The sequence below is a fragment of the Proteiniphilum acetatigenes DSM 18083 genome, from assembly GCF_000380985.1.
Lineage (GTDB): Bacteria > Bacteroidota > Bacteroidia > Bacteroidales > Dysgonomonadaceae > Proteiniphilum > Proteiniphilum acetatigenes.
Genome location: NZ_KB905717.1, coordinates 1 through 19,047, shown reverse-complemented (window position 1 = coordinate 19,047; position 19,047 = coordinate 1). Strand labels below are relative to the sequence as shown.

General features: G+C 34.0%; 12 protein-coding genes and 2 pseudogenes. 8 read left to right on the top strand and 6 right to left on the bottom strand.

The window, feature by feature from the left end; genetic code table 11:
• From F597_RS21335 to F597_RS0119490, 5 genes and pseudogenes are all read right to left on the bottom strand, one after another.
• Positions 1–273, bottom strand: a pseudogene (locus F597_RS21335) (restriction endonuclease subunit S); the annotation flags it as partial.
• Positions 273–1,709 (bottom strand): type I restriction-modification system subunit M, encoded by a 1,437-nt coding sequence (locus F597_RS0119510; RefSeq protein WP_019541434.1) that lies wholly within the window; start codon positions 1,707–1,709, stop codon positions 273–275. The gene F597_RS0119510 and the pseudogene F597_RS21335, both read right to left, overlap by 1 nt.
• Before the next feature lie 14 nt (positions 1,710–1,723).
• A complete protein-coding gene (locus F597_RS0119505; RefSeq protein ID WP_026327682.1) occupies positions 1,724–4,417 on the bottom strand; it encodes a type I restriction endonuclease subunit R in 2,694 nt (897 codons plus the stop codon).
• 515 nt (positions 4,418–4,932) lie between these two features.
• Positions 4,933–5,778: a virulence RhuM family protein gene (locus F597_RS0119500; RefSeq protein ID WP_026327681.1), complete on the bottom strand. Its 846-nt coding sequence runs from the start codon at positions 5,776–5,778 to the stop codon at positions 4,933–4,935.
• Between the two features lie 293 nt (positions 5,779–6,071).
• A complete protein-coding gene (locus F597_RS0119490) occupies positions 6,072–6,908 on the bottom strand; it encodes a virulence RhuM family protein (protein WP_026327680.1) in 837 nt (278 codons plus the stop codon).
• Positions 6,909–7,224: 316 nt separating this feature from the next.
• Between F597_RS0119490 and F597_RS0119485 the strand changes: the two genes are divergently transcribed.
• Positions 7,225–7,716 (top strand): putative DNA binding domain-containing protein, encoded by a 492-nt coding sequence (locus F597_RS0119485; RefSeq protein WP_087880408.1) that lies wholly within the window; start codon positions 7,225–7,227, stop codon positions 7,714–7,716.
• A 349-nt stretch (positions 7,717–8,065) separates the two neighbouring features.
• Here F597_RS0119485 and F597_RS22960 read toward each other — a convergent pair.
• Positions 8,066–8,161, bottom strand: a pseudogene (locus F597_RS22960) (helix-turn-helix domain-containing protein); the annotation flags it as partial.
• Positions 8,162–9,051: 890 nt separating this feature from the next.
• Here F597_RS22960 and F597_RS0119465 point away from each other — a divergent pair.
• The 7 genes from F597_RS0119465 to F597_RS23195 all read left to right on the top strand — a co-directional run.
• Positions 9,052–9,960, top strand: coding sequence for a restriction endonuclease FokI C-terminal domain-containing protein (locus F597_RS0119465; protein WP_019541425.1), 909 nt, complete (start codon positions 9,052–9,054; stop codon positions 9,958–9,960).
• Between the two features lies 1 nt (position 9,961).
• Entirely contained in the window at positions 9,962–10,552 is a 591-nt protein-coding gene (locus F597_RS0119460) for a hypothetical protein (protein ID WP_019541424.1), read from the top strand.
• Positions 10,524–11,819 carry a 7-cyano-7-deazaguanine synthase gene (locus F597_RS0119455; RefSeq protein WP_019541423.1) on the top strand — a complete coding sequence of 432 codons (1,296 nt, stop codon included), beginning with the start codon at positions 10,524–10,526 and terminating at the stop codon, positions 11,817–11,819. The genes F597_RS0119460 and F597_RS0119455 overlap by 29 nt, the downstream gene beginning before the upstream one ends.
• A complete protein-coding gene (locus F597_RS0119450) occupies positions 11,816–12,445 on the top strand; it encodes a hypothetical protein (protein ID WP_019541422.1) in 630 nt (209 codons plus the stop codon). Before F597_RS0119455 ends, F597_RS0119450 begins: the two co-directional genes overlap by 4 nt.
• A 111-nt stretch (positions 12,446–12,556) precedes the next feature.
• On the top strand, positions 12,557–13,543 hold the full coding sequence (locus F597_RS0119445) for an NACHT domain-containing protein (RefSeq protein ID WP_157279251.1): 987 nt from the start codon (positions 12,557–12,559) through the stop codon (positions 13,541–13,543).
• A 265-nt stretch (positions 13,544–13,808) separates the two neighbouring features.
• A complete protein-coding gene (avs4, locus tag F597_RS0119440; protein ID WP_019541419.1) occupies positions 13,809–18,512 on the top strand; it encodes an AVAST type 4 anti-phage nuclease Avs4 in 4,704 nt (1,567 codons plus the stop codon).
• A 379-nt stretch (positions 18,513–18,891) separates the two neighbouring features.
• Positions 18,892–19,047 (top strand): helix-turn-helix domain-containing protein (locus F597_RS23195; protein WP_169337991.1); only part of this gene is annotated, 156 nt, incomplete at its 3' end.

Here is a 19,047-nt window from a genome sequence, read left to right as displayed (position 1 = left end):
CCACTCCCAATTCTCCGGAATCTCAAACGGTATTTCTTCATCAATACATTTTACCGTTCCGTCGGCGAACTTCTCGTAATATGATTTATCAGAACGGTAAATGTAAGATTCATTCTTGTCTCTCTTAATCTTTTTTTCTTTGATTAGTCGTTCTTTTTCCGCACGTATTTTTTCAATAAGCACAGAGGCTGGTTCGTCATTTGGGTCTTGAGGAACTAACTTTCCGCGTATCGCCAAATCGAGGATTTTTTGTCGTAATTTCTTCGTATCCATTATTCCTCAATTTTACCGATTATTTCTTTTAACGAAGCTACCGCCTTTGCTATATTGGAACTTTTCTCTTCAATTTGTGCCATCAGTTCGGCAAGCGACATATCCGTGGTCTCTTCTCCGCTTTTAATCCACGTTATATCAAGACTTGTTTTATCTCTGCTCAACAATTCTGTAGAGGTATATTTTCTCCAACGTCCTGACGGATTTTTTTCAGAGTAAGTCTCTGTTCTGTTATGGATATTATCGGCATTGTAGCATTTTACAAAATCATCTAAATGCTGACGTCGCATCGGCTTAGTAGCTAATGTGTGTTTTATATTTGTACGGTAATCATAATACCACGTTTCGTTGGTTTTATTTCCTTTCGAGAAGAACAAAACGTTTGCCTTGACTCCATTCGCATAAAAAATACCTGTAGGCAGACGAAGAATAGTGTGAAGATTAAATTCTGTGAGCAATTTCTTACGAATAGTTTCCCCTGCACCACCCTCAAACAAAACGTTATCCGGTAATACGACTGCTGCTCTTCCTCCGTTTTTAAGCATCAACATGATATGCTGCATGAAGTTCAACTGATTATTGCTCGTCGAAACATAAAGATCAGTACGCATGGAAGCAATATCGGTAGAGCCGGCAGGACGATTCCCAAAAGGAGGATTAGCAAGTACTACATCAACCAATGTGTCCGCTTCTTTTTCTAATGAATCGCAACATTCAATCGGACTACGGTCTGTGCCGATCCCGTGCAAATACAAATTCATTGAGGCCAAAGTAACAACAAGGGGAGTGTTGTCATTACCGTGCAATGCTTTATCACGCAAGAACGCACGTCTGTCTTTATCTTGCGATTGCTCTTTCATATAATCGTAGGCGGCAAGAAGAAATCCTCCTGTTCCACAAGCTGGGTCACATACCGTTTCTCCAATTTGAGGACGAGTAACCTCAACCATCGTATTGATCAATGGACGTGGTGTAAAATACTGACCCGCTCCACTTTTCTTGTCTTGTCCATTTTTTTCAAGAATACTTTCATAGATTGCACCTTTGACATCCCCGTCCATTGAAAGCCATTTTTCTCCATCAATAAGAGTAATAACTTTTTTTAGATATACGGGTTTATCTATTTTGTTTTGTGCTTTCGTATAGATTGTTCCTATAAGGTTATCTTCTTGACTTAATACTTTAAGCGTTTTTTCGTACTGATCAATTAAATCAAGTCCATCCAGTTTTGTTAAATCATTCCAGCGGTAGCCTTCCGGAATAGCGGAATCTTCACTGAAAATCTCAACATTTTCGTTATCCATCTTCAAAAACAAGAGATAGGTTAACTGTGTAATATAGTCTGTAAAACCGACACCTTGTGAAGAAAGAATGGTGGCTAAGTTCCAGACTTTTTTTGTAAGCGATTGTTCGTTTGCGATTGTTTTTTTCGACATTATATAATTCTTATTTAAACAGCTTTTAGTATGAATTGCGAAAGTGAGATTATGGCATTATTGACAGTATCTGCAGAACCGAAAATCCTTACCATCTGGGCTACGAAAGGCTTGTCTTCTTCCTTGATATCATTCATCGTACAGCTTCCGTTGGCAACAATGTAGTTTACCACATTGCGAATAATTTCTTTTTGAATGTCGGTCAATGGCCGTTGGTTTTGCCCACACCATAGTTCAAATCGGCTTGCAGCTAGAGACGAAAAGGATCGTAGTTCGGATATTTCTTTGAAGGCAAAACGCACCAATTGAATTATGTTGGTTAATGCATCTTTTTCACCCTTTGTACGAAATGAAACAACATGAGCTGGTTCAAGGATAGAATAGGTATTCCATAATAAAACAGGATTGAATTTGTTGCTGGAATGAATTAACTTTTCTCGCAAATCTTTAAGCATCCCATATGTAATAGGCTCATTCGTGTTATTGTAAATGATACGCAAAGCCTCAATTTCATCTTTGTGAGAATTGATATATTCTTCAAATGCTTGAGTCGTTTTTTGAGCTTCTTCAATTGAAAATCCTTTTTCTATAAGATTATCTTCTCCCGGTTGTAAAATGGATATAAATCCTGCATTTAATTCTAATAGGTATTGTCGTGCTTTAGGATTTCGAGTAAGAGGACGGACGAGCCCTTTTCGGGCAAGGTTAGGTTGATTGACTTCAATGAACGGATCCAATGTGCCACCTTCCAATGTGTTGAATATTTGCACGGCCAAATCTTTCATCTCAATTCTTGCCAAATCCATAAATTTTTGACGTTGTTTGTTGTCTGATTTAATATTGATTCGTGACAGTCGACTTGCCAATAACCTTAAGTTATCATCCGGTAAATCCCCATGCGTAATGCGTTCTAATAATACTCTTAGTGACATATTGGGTGGAGGAACATCAATTCCGGGACGAGTAACCTGCATTTCGTGTTCTGTTACTCCAACTGCATCAACCAAAAAGAAAAGGTCTTTACTGATAGCATTGGGAGTTACATTTCGGAGTTGCTCATCGCCTATGGTCCTGACGCCACGTCCTTTCATCTGCGTATATAGTGCATCTGATTCAACATCTCGCATGAACATCATAACTTCCAACGGTTTAACATCCGTACCGGTAGCCACTAATGTTACCGTAACCGCAATGCGAAAATCTTTGTTGTTTCGGAAACTTCTGATAAGCTGATTACTATCTCTTGCTGAATATGTGATTTTTTGGACGAAATTTTCGGATTGATTTGGGAATACCTCTTTGGCAATTCGAACTATATTTGTCGCATGAGCATCATTTAAAGCAAAAATGAGTGTTTTGGGAATATATTCTAATTGAGGTTCTCTTTCGGGATATAACTCTGTATATATAGCATCACGATAAGTTTCCAAAATCAACTTGATTTGTGACGGATTGACAATACTACGATTCAATTCTGTAGGAGTATATGTTTTTTCTTCTGAAATTTTCACATCTTCCACTTTACCCGAATATTTTGTTACTTGTGTTACTTTTTCACCTTCTTTGACAGCTCCTCCATTCTCCGTAATTTGGGTTTTGATACGGTATATACGATAATCAACATTGATTCCGTCTGCAATGGATTTTTCAAGCGTATAATTTACAATACGATTGTTGTTGAAAAAGGCTAAAGTTTCTGGACCAGGTGTTGCGGTAAGACCAACCATCTTTGCTGAACTAAAATACTCCAAAACTTGTCGCCAGTTGCCATAGATAGAACGGTGACATTCATCAATGATAATCAAATCGAAAAAATCAGGAGGTAGATTTAGATTTCCTCCCAATTGTATTTCTTTATTTTCCTCATTATAAGACTCATCATTGTCATTGTCATTTAATTCTTGACCTGTAAGAAGAGCAAAAAGACGTTGAATAGTTGAGATGACAACATTGGCATCTTTTGGGATATTCGCAGATTTCAGTCTTTCTGTAGTGAAAATTGTATTAAATGGTTCTCCTGTTTCTGTCAGTCGGAATGTGCCGAACTCTCCTTCTGCCTGTCGTCCCAAATTATTTCGATCTACAAGGAACAACACACGCTTCATTGGTGTATATGAAAGTAATCTATAAGCCGCCATACACGCCGTAAAGGTTTTCCCAGCTCCTGTCGCGAGTACCATTAACGCACGAGATTGTCCTAATCGAAAACTGGATTCTAATTCGGTGATTGCTTCATATTGACAATCCCGCAATCCTTTCTTTTGCAGGGCAGGCAAACCTGCATAGTCGTCTTCTATTCCGAGCATTTTTACAATTTCCCTCGGCGAATGAATACGAGAAATGGAAGCGTAATCTTCATCTAGATTATTAATATTCTTGAATAGTATTTCTTTACCGTTTGATAAATAGACAATTGGTAACGGTTGATACCAACACGAACACCAATTTGGCAATTTGCGAATATATTTTTCAGCCTGCTCCATGACAACTGAGGATAGCTGGAGTTCTTCTCTTTTTGCCTCGAGTACTCCTATCGCTTTACCATTGAGAAACAAAAGATAATCTGCTTCGAGATTTCCTTTTAATAGGCCCTCTTCGATAGCTACTGCAGATATTTCGGGCGAGTAGTTGTCTCTGTCGACAATTTCCCATCCAGATTCATTCAGCATTCGATTAATTACTTCTCTCACTTTTTTTTCAGGTGTCATTTTAACCTCTATATAAGTTGTATTATCGGAAGTTATGTGCAAAAATAATAAATATCGTACGATATTCATAAATAACAGCTTTAAACCTCCATACAAAAAGAGACGATCTCTTTTTTAGCCTTCATAGACTATTGTTCAATAGTGCAAATTCATAATAAGAAATAAAAACTTTGAGATTTTGATATCTTTTTCACAGTTTAATCTTATACAGGGTTGAAGAAGACCTATATATAATTGAAATAATGTTGATTGTGATTATTTGTAAAGAGAACAAATAATTAATCAATAGTCATATTTATAGTTTTATGTGTGGTGGTTGCCTAATATTATAACTGTTCCAAGAGAACATTTTTCTCTTTCTTCCAGTTCGAGTATACATTCGTAGAGGGCTGTTTTTTCATTGGATAATTCAATTAGCTGTTCAAATAGAAGTATCTTGAATTTTACAGTGCCATTTACAGTGCCACTATCTTCTCACCTAAAGAAGTACACATATATTATTTTATAGATACGGTCTAATTCTTTGAATTCGGAATTATTATTCCGGCATCAATATCCAGTCTAGAAAAAGCGAACAGTTTTTTCCCTAAGTCTTTCAGAGATGCGCCTAAGTGGTAAACATCGGTTCCGTCAACAATGAGGAACCGGTCATGTGCTTGCTTATATTCCCGGATGATTATTTCCGGGTATTGTGTGTTATGTTTTTGCAAATCCAACAGAAGTCCTCCGGATACCTTCCCGGTATAGATAGTGCCCGTAACTCCGGGATTTCTTTTGGCCAACATCAAAAGAACGCTTTCATCGACATAGTTGTCAATGAGGATCAGTGATTTCTTTGCTGACTTGATTAGGTTGGTGGCAAATACATAAGCATCAAATATCTGTCCATTATAGAAAACGCCCTCTACAGGAGGGAGAGAGGTCCGGACAAAGAAATCTATCTTTTCGCCATGTTCGGCAACGGTTCTCTCCAACTTATCTATGCGTTGATTGATGGCATAGCCTTTAAGCATATACTCTTTCAATATCTTGTTAGCCCATTGACGAAACAAAATACCCCTCTTACTATTTACTCTGAATCCAATAGATATAATGGCATCCAGGTTATAATAGGTCAGCTTACGAACAACTTGACGCTTTCCTTCCAATCGAACTGTTCGGAAATCCCGAACAGTTGTATTTTCTTCTAATTCCTGCTGTTCATAGATGTTCTTGATGTGCCCACTTATATTGGCTTTACTCGACTGAAAAAGTTCCACGATTTGTGCCTGCGTAAGCCAAACCGTCTCATCTTCCAGTCGCACTTCAAGTTTTACTGTTTCATCTGGTTGATAGAGTATTATTTCTCCGTGTTGCTCCATATTCAGCATAATTTTATTTGTGCAAAATATTGGTTTAAATTGAATTCGAAGTTATTTATGGTTCAAGATCATGGTGTTGTATCCTTTACAAATTGGTTTAATATGATGGATACTCTTTATGGAACCCACCCAATGGTTGGAAAGGCAGAAATCGGAATCTTATTTCTTATTCTTCAACAACTTTTCCAGCAGAGCGCTTTTCTCTTTTTGGAGTTCGAGCATCCGTTCGTATAGGGCCGTTTTTCGTTACTCAGTTCGGGAATTTGCTCGATTGGGTTCCGGTCAGATACCACCTAAATATTGTAATTGGGAATGATTACTCCGGCATCGATATTCAGTATAGAAAAAGCAAATAACTTTTTCCCCAGGTCCTTCAGGGATGCGCCAATATGATAAACCTGACTATCAATAATAAGGAACCGGTCATGAAAGAGCTTATATTCCCGGATGATTATTTCCGGATATTGGTTATTGTGCCGTTCCAGATCCAATTGTAATTGACGGTTATAATTTCCTGTGTAAATGGCGGCACTCACGTCCGGATTTCTTTTGGCCAACATCAAAAGTACACTTTCATCAACATAGTTGTCAATTAGGATTAATGATTTTTTTGCTGATTTGATCAAGTTGGTAGCGAATACATAAGCATCGAATATTTGTCCATTAAAGAAAACACCTTCCACCGGAGGTAACGAAGTCCGGACAAAGAAATCTATCTTTTGGCCATGTTCGGCAACGGTTTTCTCCAGCTTGTCAATGCGTTGATTAACAGTATAGCCTTTAAGCATATACTCTTTCAAGATAGAAGTAGACCATCTCCGAAATAGGGTCGCATTTTTACTATTAACACGATATCCAATGGACAGTATGGCATCAAGATTATAGAACTTGGTTACATACTTTTGTTTTCCATCATTACCCATATGTTCCAAAATGGAACATGTGCTTTCTTCATCTAATTCCCCGCTTTTATATATATTGCCAAGATGTTTAGTTATGGCCGGTCTCTTTGTTCCAAACAATTCAGCAATTTGTGCCTGTGTAAGCCAAACCGTCTCATCTTCCAGTCGCACTTCAAGTTTTACTGTTTCATCCGGTTGATAGAGTATTATTTCTCCGTGTCGCTCCATATTCAGCATAATTTTATTTGTGCAAAATATTGGTTTAGATAGATTCCCTATATCTTGTGCATTCACGCAAATTATTGCATATTGGTATGTACGAGAAATTTTCGTATCCAAAGATACTGATTTTATGGCTTTATCGCTCAATAAAGCGAAAAAAATATCCCTTTCATCTCCCTCATTTCCAAACACAGGTAAAGATCTAATTATCCATTTTATAGCCTAATAAATGCTATTTTCGTAATAGTTGGTAACTAAAACGTAGCCTGAGGAACAAAACGTCCTTACCTTTTTGATATATAAGATCCTTTATCGTTTTGAGATGGGTTCTCAACTCCGACATATCCTCTTCGATACCGAAAGTCATCACAATGTTAGCGATTACCGCAATCCTTTTATTGCGGAGGCGATGAAAGTGCTGGGATATGTGAATCGTTTCAGTCGGGGCGTTTATCGGGTACAGAAGGAGTTGGGAGAAAATGGCAACGGAAAAGCAATTTTTGATTTTTCCCTGGTAACTGCGTTCAGGGTAGTGGAAAATGTATCGAAAAGGTATTTTGAGGGAGGGTTCGGAGTAGAGATCACCAAAGAAAAGCTAGTAAAAAAACAAGTCGAACTCTTGAAACGTCCAAGAAACGTCCAAGAAGAAATCTTACAAGCAATAAAGAACAATCCATCTATAACTCGAAAAGAATTAGAAATTCAATTGGATTATTCTCACGGAAGTATTAAATATCATATTCAAGTAATGTCCAAAGCCAGTATTATAAAACACATTGGGTCAACTAAATCCGGCAAGTGGATTATTCTTTAAGAACGTCTCGGTAATAAGCACGAAAGAAATAAGGAGCGTAATAATCGGTAAATCGGGCGTATATATTAAAAATGCTGCCTGAGGATTTACTGAGAAGACACCCCTACAAATCCTATAATCCTGATATTGCAAATGATTTATTCAGAAGTGGATACATTGAATCATGGGGACGTGATATTCTCAATATGATAAGAGAGTGTTTAGTGGTAGGATTACTAGAACCTCGTTATTATTATGATATGTCCGGCTTTTGGGTTGAGTTCAGAAAAGATATTTATAATGAATAAACTCGGCCTTCCGCATTATCCTCCAACAGGATATGCTCCAATGCCTCGTTGCTGTGGGAAGAAATTGCCTCCGATGGCAACCCTTTGGATTCGGCCTGGCGTAAATATCGCTTGACCGTGTTTTTGGATACCCCCAGCTCACGTGAGATCGTCTTGATCCCGAGTTATATTATCATAGGAAGGAATTAGACTGGGGTGGGACAAAATTCTATTATATATTGATTATTTGACAAACGATAACGGAATAAGTTGGATTAGAAGGATATTCTTTACATTATTTTGTGCTTTAATCGCTTTTATTTGTCTCAATTCTCAGTTAAGTGAGCCCTTATTTTACTGGATCATGAAAACTACATTGAAAGAAACTTTTGAAACTTTTAAAATTAGCGCGGAAAACTTCATATCCTATTTGTCAATATATCCGGTATTGAGAATTGATAATTTAAAAGATAACTGGATTGTTGATCTGATCGTATTACTGTCTCGCATTTTTATAAGTGTTGGTATTTTCCAGATTATCAAGGCTTTTAGAAAGTATGGAAAATAAATTTCTCTAATTCATAGTACATATGAAAAAAATACTTTTAACGGGAATACTTTGAAGTAAATTGAGTATAACATGAAAACTTTTCAATAATTCAGACAAAAGATAGGATATATTATAAAAATATCATATTTTCGTGATAAAATATTAATAGGTATAAGCAGGGAAAAATTTCTCCCAGACATTGAACAAATAAGTAGTTGCTAGTTTATAGGGAAGGCACTTTTATTCTGTAATCTTAATTAACTCAAGAACTGCTTCGTAAAATTAAGCTTGGCATACATTAAGCAAGTTAATGAAGATTTAGAAATAGCTGAATTCTGATAACAAATAAATGATTCTGAAATTAGGATCGAAAGGAACTATTATATCAAAACTTCATATGATCCGAAGTGTATTACGGTTGTTCTTTTGTCACTGACAAAAGAATCGGGAAATTGATAATTGGCTTATTATATATAGAAAGAAGAGTCAATATGATTGAGAATAATTTATTTACTCATTATGTATAAAGAAGATGCCTTCAATATCATATCAACATTTATCGTCAACGGATTTCATATAGAAAAAGTCGAAAGGCTAAGTCCTGAAAACAGTGTCTATTGCATATACAAGTATGATAAACTTGGAGCTAAAGTATATTATAGTATTTTATTTTCAGACGATGAACAATTAATTTTCGAGAAACAATTTAATGTCATTTCAAAGCAATATAGAGCTAAACCAATTCTAGTATGTGACAATATTTCCTCTGATTATTTTGACTGTTATAATAAAAAACAGTTTTTTGACTTTTTCGGAGGAATGGTGACTACGGGACTTATATTAATCCAGAACTTACCAGAGATATTAGAAGAGTTGGGATACAACAAACTACCTCCTAACTTGTCGGGTAAACCTGATGATCTACATGAAATGTATGTGAAAGAATGCTTACAGTTTATTTTAGAATCTCCTACAAGACGCTATGGAGAGGATAGACTCTTTGAATCTCTTCCAGATGGGATTGTGCTAGGAAAAAATCGATATTTACTATTAATGGATTCTAAATCATATTCTGGCGGTTTTAGTTTTAAAGCTGATGATATTAAAAGGTTTGCATCATATGTTGAAGACTTTAATTCTAGATACGGGCATTTTTTTGGAAATGTCTTTTCATTCCTTGTAATCTCAGGGCACTTTAATGATTCAGACGCAGCTATTCAAGGTCGTTCTGATGAGTTATATAAATTATGTGGGTGTAGGCTATCATGTATCAAAAGTAAGGAATTAGGATATATCGTACAAAAGATTCAAAATAATCCAGATTTGAGCAAAGCGATTTTATGGAAGAATATTTTTACAGAATTAATGATAATGGAGCGGCATGTAGAAAAAGAAATAGCAAGAATTAAAAAAGATAAACTTTTCTAATATGGGAACATCAATTAACCAGTCATCAGACAGGAAATCATCAAATTGGAAACGGGTTTTGGTTTGTTATACCCAACCTAAAATTCCAGAGAGTCGTATTATAAATGAAATATGGAGAGCTTCTGAGAATGAAAACATTCCTATCTCTTCTCAAATTAAATCTGAAGCAATATTTTCTTGTTATCAGGCTGTTAAATCATCTCAAAATATTCAAGAAGCTTTACAAAAAGCAAATCAATCTATTGTGAATCTTAAAGGGAATTCAATTGTTACTGAATTCGCTAAAAGAGTAATTCCTTCAGCATTTCAATCTAGCAATCCTCAAAAAGAATGGACCAGTTTCTTTTTCGCAGAAGTCACAAAATATTTTATTTCTAGAGATGCCTCTGGATATGTTAGCAAAGACAATCGAAATCAATCAGTGAAAGATTTAATTGATTTTAAAAAGAATATAAACAGTAAAGTCATGGATATTATCAATTCCGGAGCACAAGAATTCAAATCAAAATCCGAGTGGGATGTATTTGTTGATAAATCTATACAAAAACTCAAAACTGTTCAAAATGATAACAAAAATAAAGGTCGGTGGTAGTTCATTATCGAGTGATTTTCATATATCTCCAGGACAAAATCTCTACACAGGGATCAAGCCTTTTGAAGAGGAATTTGGAAGTGCAAATTCTTTGGAAAATGATTTATTAAATTTAGCATCAGGTATCTATGCTTCGGACTTAGCTGTTAGAAGAGATGAAAGGGAGCACTATGTGAGAAATATCGAATTAACGGTGGATGTTATTAATTATCATGCATTCGAAAGAATTCGAGAGAAACTAGAATATGCGTTGTTTGTTGTAAGTCGTGACAATTGGACTCTAAAATTTACTCCACTAAAAGGTGATTCTGTTTCAAACCTCGAATGGGGAAACAAAGAAGGAGCGGTTCTTCTTTTTTCTGGGGGAATTGATTCAATGTGTGCAGCAGCAGACTTTCTGGAAAGAAACATACCACTTGTTTTAGTTAGTCATAATACACAAGGAAATAAGATTATTGATGAGTGCCAGGAAAATGTACATAGTCTTCTAGTATCCTATTATAAAAAAAATATTAAGCATATACATTTAAAAGTCTTTGGAAGGAAGCATGGAGAATATGATTTTCCAGAAGAAAGAGAAAATACTCAAAGAACTCGTTCTTTTTTATTTCTTAGTTTAGCTGCACTAGTAACAAGACGATTTGGATATAATAAAGTGTTATTTATGGCTGAGAATGGTCAATTCGCAATACACTTACCTCTTAACCAAGCTCGAGTTGGTCCTTTTTCAACACATACTGCAGATCCTGAATTCGTAGAATTGATGCAAGATATATTAAGAACTTTATTGAGTAATCCTGATTTTCAGATATTCAATCCATATCTTTATAAGACAAAAGCAGAAGTTTTTGCTATTTTGCCAAAAAAACTTCAAAAAGAAGTGTATGTATCCGCCAGTTGTTGGATGATATCGCGTATTCCAGGTAATAAACATTGTGGATACTGTATACCATGTATTACCAGGAGGATTGCTCTTGAATATAACGACATAAATCTTAATGAGTACGCGCATGACATATTTAGGATGGATATTGAATCGTTAAATGAAGATGATGATAAGAAAAGAAATCTAGTAGATTACTTAGAGTTTGTTTCTAAATTCAAAAAAGTAACCAACATTAATAAGAATGAATTAATGATGGAATTTCCAGAATTATATAACTCTGCATTAGATCGGGATTCTGCATTAAAGCTATATGAGAGGGTTGCAAAACAATCTTTTCATGTATTGAAAAAATATCCCCAAATACAAAAAATAATAGGATGAAAAAGTTTTCGATTACTCGTTTAGAAGACGCAAGAATGAATCCTTTAGCGTTTGCAAATTCATTAAAGAGTTCAACAGCTTCAGGAGATCATTTCAGATATTCAAAGTACTCGTTATGGCGTAATATCATTTTTTACTTTCACCAACATAATGATATAAATAAGTCTATTAATGATTTTCAAAATAAATTTATGTTGAGATTTATGGATAATAGAAGAAATCAACAAGATATGGAAGAGTATATCTGTCAGATTCAAAACTATGGTTTAGAATTTCACAAACGTGACCTTATATTTATAGAGCAAAAAAAGAGAATAGACATAAAATTAAGCGATGCATTGAAAATAGGAGGGGAGCTTTCTATTATTTGTATGAATAATAACTTCGGATACACAGCATATTTTTTAAGTAAAACAAGTGATTGTTGGGAAGAAGAACTCAGATTTCCAATAATTCAGAACTATTTATCGGAAATTGTCTATGGAGTGGATTCTTCAGATGTAGAAGTAGGTGTTTATGCATTAGATAAAGGATGCTTATTATTAAAAACATATTCCAAAGAAGAAATATTAGAAGCATTAGCAGAGTTGAGGACAATTACCACCATGATGCTCTCTACTTTGTGAAATATAGTATCCTACAGGATATCTATTTCAAATAATACTTAGTTTTTTTTCAATATATCTCCATTGTTTATATACTAACAATTGATTAATTTTCAGTATCTTTAATTTGACATGAGGCCATCAAGAAATGCTTTTTTAGGATATACTTATCAACAATGTATAACATTTTTACTTTTGGTGAAAATGGATGTCGAACGTCAAATTGATAAACTTGAAATTGAAACGACTGTTAACAATAACTTTGATGACATTAATGTTTCAGTTTCAGACCAAATTATGTTCTGTCAAATAAAGGACATGGATAATATTAGACTTGATGATCTTACAATTGAAAAGGACTATATCTTAATAAAAAACAAGCAACATAAGCTATCAGAAAAAACAAATATCATTTTTTTCAAACATATTGATATTGAGAATAACAATAGTACAATTTTAGGTTTTCCAGCATACCAACAAGACAATCTTTACATTATATCGTTATCCCGTTACGATTCAAGCCAAATAATTGAAGAACTATACGAATATAATTCTAAACGGGAATCAGTTATAAATCAATTTTTTAATCTAAGGCTGGATACCCGTCACCTAATAATAGGCAAAGCAGAATTGCCGGTAATAGATATATATAACACTCAATTATTAGAAAAAACAATCGATGTTGGAAGAAAATTACTCGAATTTAACGACATCCTTTTTATAGAAGGCAAACCCGGGGTAGGGAAAAGTCATCTCACTACCTGTCTTGCAGAAGAGTATGAAAATAATTTAATGTATCGTTTTTGGGTTTCGAACCAGGATAAAGATTATGATTCCCGTTTACTTTTCAGAAATTTCATATCAAACATCTCAAAAGAACTTTTTAGTGATTACCGCTATCGCTCAGAAGATGAAATAATTGAATATTTATCTAGCAAAAAGAACCCTGTTATAATTGACGGCCTTGACCATGTGGAAAACTATAAACCGTCTGAATTGGAACAATTTATTTCTTTCATTGATAAATTAAAAGGAAAAACAGTTGAAAGATATTTCAATCTACATGATGCGTTGAAGGAATTTCATAATCTTTTACTTATGAAAGTAAAGATGACCTAAACTTGATAAGAAAAATACGGAATGAATTTGCCCATGATTTATATGCTTCATTTGAAAGTGATAAAATCAAAAATTGGTGTTTGCAACTCAAATGGCATAAGATACTTGTTAATCCGTATCCTCCATTGGATGCTACGACAAGGGATTATTTTCAAGTAGGAGTTAATAGTTTGATAACTCATCTGAGTGGATGTGTACTAATTGCTAGAGGCGAAAAGCGCTCAATAAAGAATGAATTTTGAATTATTATCAAACAAGTAATAATATGAATTGGAAAATATTTGAGCTAAAATATGAAAAACGAGAGACTTGGGCTTTTGAACAACTGTCTTATTTACTCTTTTGCGCAGAGTTGAAGAATAGAATTGGTTTGTTCCGTTATAAGAATCAGACTGGAATTGAAACGGAAGCACTTGAAAAGGAGGGAGAATTTTATGGTTTTCAAGCAAAATATTATACCACTCCAGTATCCAAAAATAAAGCGGATATTATAGACTCTCTTCAAAAGGCCAAATCTAAAAATGATCAATTAAATGTAGTCTATTTGTATATCAATCAAGAGTTTTCCGAAAGTCCTAAAAAAGATAAGAAGAAACCGCAATATCAAATCGATATTGAGAAGGCAGCGGAAAGAATTGGTGTAGATTTAGAGTGGCGACTACCGAGCCATCTTGAGGTACAATTATCTCTGTCGGAAAATAAGTACATTAATGATATTTTCTTTAATCTCGACCCAAATTCAGGAGATTTATTTGATGAAATCCTAAAGCATAATAATAGCATCTTAAAAGCAATTCAAACTGAAATTCCATTCCAGGAGAAGCTGATAAAGATTGATCGTAGCTCTGTTATTGAACAAATAGCAGCTTCTTTATATGAGAAACAAAACATAATAATCTGTGGTGAAGGAGGCTGTGGGAAAACAGCAATTTTTAAAGAATTCTATGATCAAAAATGTAATGAAATACCTATATGTATTTTTAAGGCGACAGAACTCAATGTTAATAATATCAATGACCTGTTCAAGTTTGGGCATTCTTATTCTTTGAATCACTTCCTAGAGACCTTTCATGATGAGGCGATTAAAGTTTTTGTTATTGATTCTGCCGAGAAACTAGCGGAGTTGACAAATAATGATATAGTCAACAATCTTATAAATAGCTTAATAGAAGCAGGTTGGAGTGTGATGTTTACCACTCGTTATGCTTATCTTAATGACTTGTCGTTCAGTATTAAAGAGAATTTCAAGTTGTCATGTCAGGTTATAGAGATTCCTTTAATCAGTTCCGATGAACTCCAAAAGATATCTCAGGACTTCAAATTTACTTTACCGGTTAATCAAAAATTCACGGAAAGACTTAGAAATCTTTTTTACCTTAGTGAATATCTTAACTATTATCCGCAGATTGATAAACAAGCAGGTTTTAGAAACTTTGTCAAACTACTTTGGAAAAAACGAATACAGAATAATGGTGTAACAAAAAATGAATTACACTTAGAAAGAGAGAAATGTTTAATTAATCTTGCGAAAAGAAGATGTGAAACTGGTCGTTTTTATATAGATGGTGAAGATTTACCAAAGGATGCTTTATTTCAATTAAGATTAGATGAAATATTAGGTTATGATGAAATTCATGGTGGGTATTTCATTACACATGATATTTATGAAGAATGGGCTTTGGATAAAATTGTCACTAATAACTATTCTTGCTATCTGGATACGAAACAGTTTTTCGATGATTTGGGGAGTTCCTTACCTATACGAAGGGCATTTAGACTGTGGTTGTCAGATCAATTATTTGATAATGGCAATGAAATAGAAAGTTTCGTTCATGATGTTTTTACAAATGGCCAAATTGTTCAATTCTGGAAAGACGAACTCCTTGTTTCCGTACTGTTATCAGAGTATTCAAAGACATTTTTTAAATTATTTGAAGAAAAGATTGCCGCAGATAAATTCAAGATATTAAAAAGGATTTTATTCCTATTACGGATAGCATGTACGGATGTTTCATCATTTGAAGAACTTGATATCATAAGGCCAATAGGAAAAGGTTGGGAAGAGTCAATTGCCTTTACTTATAAATATAAATCCGTCTTTTTTGAGGATAACTTACAGATAGTTTTACCGATATTAACTGATTGGTGTAATATTATCAAGAGAGGCGAAACCACAAGATATGCTGGTCTGTTGATGTTGGATATAATAAAAAAGACGGAAAATGAGAAAAACTTTTTCATCCATGAAAAAGCAGAAGATAAGATATTTAGAATAGTATATAATGCAGCTTATGAATTACAACCAGAATTAGAAGAAATATTTAATAAGGTTATAGCGAACAGATGGGTGAGTCATCGTGATCCTTACAAAGACTTTTGTGAGAAGATTATAGAAAAGCCCTACATGGCATTGGATGTAATTAAAGTGCTTCCGTTATCTGTTATTCAATTATGTAATTTATATTGGCTAAAGCAAGACAAAGGGAAGAATGATTTCAGATATGGAGGTTTGGGTATTGAGAACAGATATGGTTTAGTAGATGATATAACTCAAGACTATTTTCCCTCAAGTGCATTTCAGACTCCTCTGTATTGGTTATTGCAATGCCGCTTTAAAGAAACTCTTGATTTTATTATCGATTTCACGAATAGGGTTATTGATAATTATATTCAATCGGATTATGGGAGAAAAGAAGTAAAAGAGGCTACATTATATACAAAAGAAAAAGAGGTCAAGCAATATTTGAGTTATTCACTATGGTGCACATATAGAGGAATTACTGGTTCAGAACCTTATTTACTACAATCTATACACATGACTTTGGAAAAATTTCTTTTAGAAATAGCCAAAGTAGATTCTGAAATTGCTCAAAATATATTACTTGAAATTCTCACTAAATCCAAAACGGCCTCACTTACTGCTGTCGTATGTAGTATCGTATTGGCATATCCAAATAAATTTTACAATATTGCTCTTATTTTATTCAAGACAATTGAATTATTTCATATTGATTCATCTAGGTGTATGAATGAATCTCAAGCAAAGTTTCTATATTCTATGGGATATGGAATAGATAAATTAAAGGATGAATTATACACAAAAGAAAGATTGAAAACATGTGAAGAAGAGCATAGAAAACTGAATTTGGAGTCCTTGTTCTTGAATTATCAAGTATTTGGTATAATTGGTTTTTCAGATGAGCAAAATGCTGAGTTTATATATAAGCTGTATGAAATTATAGATCGACACAAATCTATTATTTCGATAAATCCAGAATTAAAGGGAGAATATGGTATACTGTTGGCGAGAATGGATAGAAGGAACCTTACACCAAAATTATTAAAACAAGATGATAACAGTTACATTGTTGAATTTACCCCAAAGGAACTTTCGAATAAACTCAGAATACAGAGTGAACAAGTGCATGAGCAATTTGAAAAGACATTTAAATATTCCTCTTTAAGGATATGGGCAGATTCTTTTGTTGGGAACGGAAATCAGAATAAAAATCCAAAATGTGAAGAATATGACAATAATCCTCTTCAGGCTTTAATGGAAACAAGACAACTTGTTGAAGAATTAAAGTTGGGGAGAGATAATGCAATAGCAGTTATTGATTATTCTATTCCTGCATTTTCTTGTTCTAAGTTAATGATTGAACATAGGGCAAAACTGTCAAAGGAAGATAGAGTTTTTTGTAAGCAGGTTATTACTTCATCTTTAACTTATCTTCTCTCTGATGAATACGGTTATGGAATAAGTGACGGTGTTGAAGCCTCTATCCATGCTTTGCCATCAATTATTAATGAATATCCGGATGAAACCGAGGACTTCATAAAAGTGATGATTTTTGTCCTTTTTGATGAAACACGAATAGGAAATTATAAACGGGTATGTGATTATGTCATAGAATCTATTCACAAATCAAAAATGTGGACAGAAATGCCTTACGAAACTCAAGCTATTCTGTTCGGTTATATAAAACTAAAGCCACTATATAAGAAAATATACAAAGAAAAGATTAGGAAAATGGGCTATGGGGAAAGAATTCCCAAAAGTTCCATATTACAAGAAGTCCATAAAAAACTTACTGATCCCCTTAAGGGATTATCATTCAATATAGATTCTATAAATTTACTTGATATTGATGATTTAGAAATAGTTTATCAATTAGTTCCTTCTGATACAAAAAATGATATTCATTTAGAGATATACAGAAAATCTCTACCATTGTTGGCTCCTCGGTTATTAATGGATAGATGGAATTATAGAGAAAAGTATGGTGACGATATAAGTATATATCTCGTGCGTCTTTATATTTTTAGAAGATTTGCCAATTTTATTCTGCAGAGAGAGATAAATGAAATAGAAGAGTATCTTAAATCATTTATTGATTCTTTTAATTCAACAGAAACATCTGCATCCTTTATTGCAGAATTAGTAAGTGCCGAAGACAATCTTAACCATTACGAACAATTCTGGTATATATGGAATAGTTTATATACTAAGATTGTAGAAATAAGTGACAACCCTCACGATTTCCAACTGAAAGAAGTTTTAATAAATTACTTGTTGGCTTGGCCTTATTGGCCTGAAGGTTTCGAAGAATGGCATAGTCTGAAACATGATAATCTATCACTTTATTCTAATGCATCTAAAGAATTAGGTCATATCCCGGCTGTGTTATATTCCATAATGGTCGTATTAAATTCAATAGGAAGTAATTTCAAAGATGAAGGGGTGAACTGGATTTATAACATCGTATCGAAGAATAAATCCCTACATTTAGATAGTTTGGAGGTAACGACCTTATATTTTTTAGAAAAGTTCATGAGAAAATTTATTTTCATCAATAGGCAAAAGGTTAAGGAAAATATAAGATTAAAAAACAAAATAGTTCCGATACTTGATTTCATGATTGAAAGAGGTTCTATACATGGATATTTACTGAGAGAGAGTATTTTATAGGGATGAATTGTTAATAATGAAAATGAGAAGTAGATTTTTCATGTATAAGTGTTATAGTAATAAGTATGCCCCCCGATAAAATACCCGTTTCATTTGATGTGATATTTTCAGAACTTTGCCGGCAAAGATACACATATGAAGCCGATAAGCAAAGATGAATTTAGTATGATACTGGAACACCAACAGCAAAGCGGGTTAAGCATAAAGGATTTTTGTGAGAACGAGTCCTACACGGTGCAAGTTTTCATTTGTAATCAGTAACTTCGCATGTACAATTTTCGGCAAGATTGAATGTACAGAAATTGGCAATATGCAATGTACATAAAAAGGGTTAAAGAAGAGTCTTCATATATTTGTAATTCACGAAAATACAAACACTATGAAGACTCAGATACATGACCTTAGAAAGGTACGTATGTGGTACGAAGTTAAAGAACTTTCCAGTAATCCGGGCAATTCGGACAGTAAAATTGCAAAAAAGTTGGGTGTTGATCGCAGAACTGTTTCCAGGTACAAGAAGATGAGTGAAGAAGAG

Excerpts from the sequence above, each read along its gene's own strand:
- F597_RS0119445 (WP_157279251.1), top strand. The coding sequence starts at position 12,557 with ATGAGGCCATCAAGAAATGCTTTTTTAGGATATACTTATCAACAATGT.
- F597_RS0119455 (WP_019541423.1), top strand. The coding sequence starts at position 10,524 with ATGATAACAAAAATAAAGGTCGGTGGTAGTTCATTATCGAGTGATTTT.
- F597_RS0119500 (WP_026327681.1), bottom strand. The coding sequence starts at position 5,778 with ATGGAGCAACACGGAGAAATAATACTCTATCAACCAGATGAAACAGTA.
- F597_RS0119460 (WP_019541424.1), top strand. The coding sequence starts at position 9,962 with ATGGGAACATCAATTAACCAGTCATCAGACAGGAAATCATCAAATTGG.
- F597_RS0119490 (WP_026327680.1), bottom strand. The coding sequence starts at position 6,908 with ATGGAGCGACACGGAGAAATAATACTCTATCAACCGGATGAAACAGTA.
- F597_RS0119485 (WP_087880408.1), top strand. The coding sequence starts at position 7,225 with ATGGGTTCTCAACTCCGACATATCCTCTTCGATACCGAAAGTCATCAC.
- F597_RS0119465 (WP_019541425.1), top strand. The coding sequence starts at position 9,052 with ATGTATAAAGAAGATGCCTTCAATATCATATCAACATTTATCGTCAAC.
- F597_RS0119450 (WP_019541422.1), top strand. The coding sequence starts at position 11,816 with ATGAAAAAGTTTTCGATTACTCGTTTAGAAGACGCAAGAATGAATCCT.
- avs4 (WP_019541419.1), top strand. The coding sequence starts at position 13,809 with ATGAATTGGAAAATATTTGAGCTAAAATATGAAAAACGAGAGACTTGG.
- F597_RS0119505 (WP_026327682.1), bottom strand. The coding sequence starts at position 4,417 with ATGACACCTGAAAAAAAAGTGAGAGAAGTAATTAATCGAATGCTGAAT.
- F597_RS0119510 (WP_019541434.1), bottom strand. The coding sequence starts at position 1,709 with ATGTCGAAAAAAACAATCGCAAACGAACAATCGCTTACAAAAAAAGTC.